Origin of the sequence: Streptomyces sp. MB09-02B, assembly GCF_033794485.1 — a bacterium.
Lineage (GTDB): Bacteria > Actinomycetota > Actinomycetes > Streptomycetales > Streptomycetaceae > Streptomyces.
The window spans coordinates 1-5,360 of the sequence record NZ_JARGEE010000534.1; the positions used below are offsets into that span (position 1 = coordinate 1).

Genomic DNA, 5,360 nt, shown 5'->3' on the forward strand with positions numbered 1-5,360 from the left:
TCTTTCTTTTTTTTTTATTGTCCGCGCCCCACCCGACTTAACCAAAGGGCATTCGTCGGGAGCGTCCGAAGGTGTTAAGGGGCAGGGATCCGCAGGGCACGCCGCGGATACCGGCGGGCCGCCTTCGCCACGGCAGGCTGCGTCCGCTTGTCGTCGAGCTGCGCCAGCAGCAGCCCGAACGCCTCGTCGGACGGGAGCTCGACCAGGACCGAGTTGACCTCCTTGACGGTGTCCGCCGAGACGTACGAGCTCCTCAACTGCTCCGCCACCAAGGGCGCCACCGCCGTGCCGATGCCCTCGGCGACGGTGGCGACCGTCGGCATCGACCATCCTCCGGAGCTCAGCGCGGCCCCCCACCCAACTGCCGCATCTGCTCGGGATCGTTCAGCGAACAGAGCAGCATCGAACGCCGAACGTGGTCACGTGGACGGTCCGCCTCGGGGCCGCCCGCGCACTCGTCGAGCCAGGCCGTCTCACTGGGGACGAGGTACGACACGACGACCCGTCTGCGGGCGCTGCTCCGACAGCGGTGTCACCGCGACGCGGTTCGGTGCCCCCGGCGCCTGCCGGCCGCCGCCAGTTCACGGCGCAGCCGCTCCGGGGCCCAGGCCTCGTCGACGGCCTGCCGGAGCAGGTCGGCCTGGGAGGGCGGGGCGAGGCGAAGAGGGACGGGCGAGGGGCGAGGCGGTTCCGTGTCGCCCCGGGGCCGGTCGCCGTCGGCGACGTAGCGTGGCCGGGCAGCTGACGGTCGACCATGGACGGCGGGATGTGCTGGAGCGCGACGGCCGATCTCGTGGCGGGTGCCGGTGTCGCGGCGGTCGGGGTGACCGGTGTGGTGCTGGCGCGCGACCGGCGGGACCTGCCGCTCGCCGCGCTGCCGTTGCTGCTCGGCGCCCACCAGATCGTGGAGTCGGTGGTCTGGTCCTCGGGCGGCGGCAGCGGACCGGCGACCGTGGCCTGGGCCGTCGTCGCCCTGCCGCTGCTGGCCGTGTGGGTGCCTGCGGGTGTGTGGTGCGCGGCCCCGGCGCGGGCCCGTCCCCGACTGCTCGTCCCGCTGGCCGTCGGCGTCGCGACCGCCGTGCCGCTCGCCCACGCCCTCGCCGCCGGCCCGGTGACCGCCGAGATCCGCGGCCACACCGTCGGCTACACGATCGACCTCTCCCACCCGGCGCTCCTGGTCGCCGGCTACCTCCTCGCCACCGTCGGTTCCCTGCTCCTCTCCGGGGACCGGCGGCTCGTCGTGCTCGGCGCGCTGGCCGCCGTCGGAGCCGCGGTCTGCTGGGCTCTGTGGCGACTGGAGTTCATCTCCACCTGGTGCGCCTTCGCCGCCCTGTGCTCGGTCGTGCTGCTCGGCTGGGTCCGCGCACGCGCGAGAGCGCTCTCGCGGCCGCCCTCCGCGCGCCTGACCTGAGCTGACCCGACCCGACCCGCCCCGACCTGACCTGACCTGACCTCGTGAATCAATCATCCATCGAACTGTTGACTTTCGGCTCGTCCAGCCAGAGGATTTCGGAGGTGACACACTCCGCCGCCGGGCCCCTCGGCCCGGTTCTCCCCGCGGCCCTCGACGAGGCAGCACACCGCTGCCTCGTCGCGGGCTTCGACGGTACGACGACCGTCCCCGACACCCTGAAGCGGCTGATCGACCGCGGTCTGGGCGGGGTCATCCTGTTCACCCGCAACATCCGTGACGCCGACCAGGTCCGCGAACTCACCGGCACACTGCGGACCCTGCGGCCGGACCTGCTCATCGCCATCGACAACGAGGGCGGCGGCATCGGCCACCTCGTCGCCGCGGGCGCCCCCGAGGTGCCCGGCTCATGGGCGCTCGGTGCCGCCGACGATCCCGGCCTGACCGCCGCGTGCGCCGACGCCCTGGCCGGACACCTGCTCTCGCTCGGGATCACCGTCTCGTACGCCCCCGTCGCCGACATCCAGAGCCGGCCCGAGAACCCGATCGTGCGCACCCGCGCCTTCGGCGGCGACCCCGAGCTGGTCTCCCGGCATCTGCGTGCCTGGATCGAGGCCACCGAGTCGCGTGGCGTGGCCTCCTGCGCCAAGCACTTCCCCGGTCACGGCGGGACCGTCACCGACAGTCACCACGAGCCGGCGGTCGATCCACGGCCGTACGACCGTCTCGACCTCGCGCCCTTCCGGGCCGCTGTCGATGCGGGCGTGCCCATGCTGATGAGCGCCCATGTGGTCTTCCCGGCCCTCGATCCGGAGCGGCCCGCCACCCTCAGCCCGAGGATCCTCTCCGACCTGCTGCGCGGCGAACTCGGCTTCGACGGGGTCCTCGTCAGCGACGCGCTGGAGATGAAGGCCATCGCCGACCGCTACGGAGAGGCGGCCGGCGCCCGTCTCGCGCTCGCCGCAGGAGCCGACCAGGTCATCGTCGCCGTGCCGGATCCGGAGGTCACCCTCGCCTGCCGGGACGCCGTGCTCGACGCGCTCGGGGCGGGCGACCTCGCGGAGGAGCGGGTGGCGGAGGCCGCGGAGCGGGTACGGCGGCTCGCGCTGCGGTACGCGGTGCCGTACCGGCCGGGTGCCGTGGCCGCGTGGGACGCGGGCGCCGGGCTGACGGCGGCGCGGCGGGCCGTACGGAGCGGGGGTTCGTTGCCGCGGCCGGTGCCGGGGGCCCATGTCGTCGACTGCTTCCCGCCGCCGCACCCCGCCCTCAACTGGGGCGGCGAGGACCTGCTGACCGAGATCCGCACGCTCGACCCGACCGCGACGGGGACGGCGGTCGCCGGGGAGCCGGACGACCTCGCGGCCCTCGCGGCGGAGGCGCTGCGGTCCGCCGGGGCGCGTCCGCTGGTCGTCGCCCTGTGCGATGCCGAGCTGCACCCCTGGCAGGCCCGTCTCCGCGACACGCTGCTGGCCGACCGGCCGGACGCGCTCGTGGTCTCGACCGGGTTGCCGGAAGCGGGTGACGCGGTGGCCACGCACGGGAGGGGGCGGGTGAACCTGCGGGCGGCGGCCGAGATCGTCACGGGTCGGATGTTCTGAGCGGGGGTGCCTTGCTCTGCGGGGCATCGGTGCGGGCGGGGCCCGTTGGCCCCGTGGGTGGCGCCGGTCGCTGCGCCCCGCCCCCTCACTTCCCCTCGAACAACTCCGTGATGCCCCGTGCCGCCAGGTACGCCGTGTCCTGCGCGTGCTCCGCCAGCACCACCGCAGGGCGGGAGCCCTCCTGCCGTAGGCGCATCCAGGCGTCGAAGAAGGCGCCGCCAGGGCCGGAGACCGAGCGGGTGGACGGGGTGCAGTCCAGGACCAGGGCGGTCGTACGGGGCGCGGGCCGGGCGGTGGCGGTGGCGGTGCGCAGCTCGGCCACCGTCGTGGACAGGGCCTCCGCGATCGGCTTGGGGTGACCGGCGGAGTCGAACAGCCCGAGCGTGTACTCCAGTTCGGGGAAGTCGGCCAAGGAACGGTCGACGTCGTGCGAGCACCACCAGGTGACGCCCCACAGTTGGGCGCAGCCCACCGCGTTGAGCAGGGTCGCGCGGGCGAAGTCGGGGGCGTCGGCTGCCGGGATGTGCGGCTCGGGGGCTCCGGTCTCCTGGACCCAGACCGGGCGGGCCGGGTCGGTGGCGTAGGCGGCGGCCAGCTCGGTGCCGTACTCCGCGAGGTGGTGCACCTCGGGTGAGCGCGGGCCGTAGCGCCGGGCGCAGTCCGCGGAGAAGACCCAGGGGTGGACCGTGGTGAGGTCGCCCTTGCGGGCCGAGGACTCGGGGGTGAACGGGTGGTCGTCGCCGTACCAGGCGGCGTCGTACGCCGAGTGGGTGACCAGGCCCCCGGCCTCGCCGAGCCCGTCCCGGGCGGCGCCGAGGAGGGTGTCGAGGTAGTGGTCGACCTCGGCCACGGTCACGGGGTTGTGCTCGACCAGGTTGTTGAGCTCGTTGCCCAGCTGGAGGCCGATGAGGCGGGGGTGGCCGGAGAGGGCGCGGCCGAGCGTGCGCAGCAGCAGTGCCTGGGCCTCGATCGCCGCGGGGTCGGTGAAGACGTTGCGGTGGTGCCAGCTACGGGTCCACTCGGGGTAGAAGTCGAAGCTCGACAGATGGCCCTGGACGCCGTCCACGAGGACGTCGAGGCCGCACTCGCCCGCCAGATCCACCAGTCGGACGAGCTGGTCCACGGCCGAGGCCCGGACCAGGGTGCGGTTCGGCTGGAGCAGGGGCCACAGGTGGAAGACCCGGACGTGGTCCAGGCCCAGCGCGGCGATCTGGGCCAGGTCCTCGCGCGCGAGCCCGGGGTCGAAGTCGTGCCAGGCGTGGAACCAGCCCCTGCGTGGGGTGTAGTTCACTCCGAAGCGGAGCGCGGGCGCGGGTGGCGTGCTGATGGCGTCCTCCTCAAGAGACGGACCTTGTCTCCGGCGAATGTATCAACCACCATGGACGGCAATGAATAGTGATTTGAACCAAGCTTCTCCGGGTGCCACGGCCACCCCCGCCTACGTGGTCGGCATCGACGCGGGCGGCACCCGCACGCGTGCCGTCCTGGCGGAGCTCGGCGGCGGGCCGGTCCGGGGCGAGGGCACGGCGGGGCCCGGCAACGCGCTGACCGTGCCCGGACCGTTGCTCGCCGACCACCTCGCCGAGGCTGTCACCCGGGCTGTGCCGGCGGAACTGTGCGGACGGGTGGTCGCGGTGGCCGGCGGGTTCGCGGGGGCCGGCCACCAGGCCCAGGGCGCCGACGAGCCCGGCCGGCTGCGGGCCCGGGCCGCCCTGTCGGCCGCGCTCGCCCGGCTCGGTGTCACCGCCGCGTCGGTCGCTGTCCACAGCGACATCGAGACGACGTTCGCGGCGGCCCCCGGCCATCCCGCCGACGGGTTGGTCCTGGTGGCCGGTACCGGCGCGGTCGCGGCTCGGATCGCCGGACGGGTGCCGACCGCGACCTCGGGCGGCGACGGCTGGCTCCTCGGGGACGACGGCGGCGGCTTCTGGATCGGCCGAGCGGGCGTACGGGCGGCCCTGCGCGCGGCCGACGGCCGCGGTGTGCCCACCGCGCTCGTCCGCGCCGTCGGCCGGGACCTGGGGCTGCCGGAGGAGGTGTTGCCGCCGGAGGGCTACGGGGTGGCCGGTGCCGTCGTGTGGAGTGCCGAGCGGCGTACCGCCTACCGGGCCGGGGTGCTGCCCGCCGTCATGGACCGGCCGCCCGTCCGTCTCGCCGACCACGCGCCCGTGGTGGTGCGGACGGCCGAGGAGAAGGACGCCGTGGCGGTGGGTATCCTCCAGGAGGCCGCGCGCCGGCTGGCCGGGACCGTCGCCGCGCTGGCACCCCGGCCGGCGCAACCCCCCGTGGCCCTTCCCTTAAAAACCTCCCCGCATCCGACAAAAAGCCTTTGATAAACCCCAGGGGAAGAC

The 5,360-nt window shown here is 74.4% G+C and carries 5 protein-coding genes; 3 read left to right on the forward strand and 2 right to left on the reverse strand.

Annotated features, from left to right (window positions below; genetic code table 11):
• Window positions 1–74: 74 nt before the first annotated feature.
• Window positions 75–323 (reverse strand): hypothetical protein, encoded by a 249-nt coding sequence (locus P1P70_RS39925; RefSeq protein ID WP_319246694.1) that lies wholly within the window; start codon window positions 321–323, stop codon window positions 75–77.
• 443 nt (window positions 324–766) lie between these two features.
• Between P1P70_RS39925 and P1P70_RS39930 the strand changes: the two genes are divergently transcribed.
• Both P1P70_RS39930 and P1P70_RS39935 read left to right on the forward strand, forming a co-directional pair.
• Window positions 767–1,411 (forward strand): DUF6629 family protein, encoded by a 645-nt coding sequence (locus P1P70_RS39930; protein ID WP_319246697.1) that lies wholly within the window; start codon window positions 767–769, stop codon window positions 1,409–1,411.
• A 104-nt stretch (window positions 1,412–1,515) separates the two neighbouring features.
• Window positions 1,516–3,009 carry a glycoside hydrolase family 3 N-terminal domain-containing protein gene (locus tag P1P70_RS39935; RefSeq protein ID WP_319246695.1) on the forward strand — a complete coding sequence of 498 codons (1,494 nt, stop codon included), beginning with the start codon at window positions 1,516–1,518 and terminating at the stop codon, window positions 3,007–3,009.
• 85 nt (window positions 3,010–3,094) lie between these two features.
• On the opposite strand, the gene P1P70_RS39940 is transcribed toward P1P70_RS39935, so the two are convergent.
• Window positions 3,095–4,300, reverse strand: coding sequence for a glycoside hydrolase 5 family protein (locus tag P1P70_RS39940; protein WP_413471655.1), 1,206 nt, complete (start codon window positions 4,298–4,300; stop codon window positions 3,095–3,097).
• A 109-nt stretch (window positions 4,301–4,409) separates the two neighbouring features.
• Here P1P70_RS39940 and P1P70_RS39945 point away from each other — a divergent pair, with 109 nt between their 5' ends.
• The gene (locus tag P1P70_RS39945; protein WP_319246696.1) at window positions 4,410–5,342 is read left to right on the forward strand and encodes a BadF/BadG/BcrA/BcrD ATPase family protein; all 933 of its coding nucleotides are present in this window, start codon (window positions 4,410–4,412) and stop codon (window positions 5,340–5,342) included.
• The last annotated feature ends 18 nt before the right edge of the window (window positions 5,343–5,360 follow it).

Coding starts and splice junctions, on each gene's coding strand:
- P1P70_RS39930 (WP_319246697.1), top strand. CDS start 767: ATGTGCTGGAGCGCGACGGCCGATCTCGTGGCGGGTGCCGGTGTCGCG.
- P1P70_RS39925 (WP_319246694.1), bottom strand. CDS start 323: ATGCCGACGGTCGCCACCGTCGCCGAGGGCATCGGCACGGCGGTGGCG.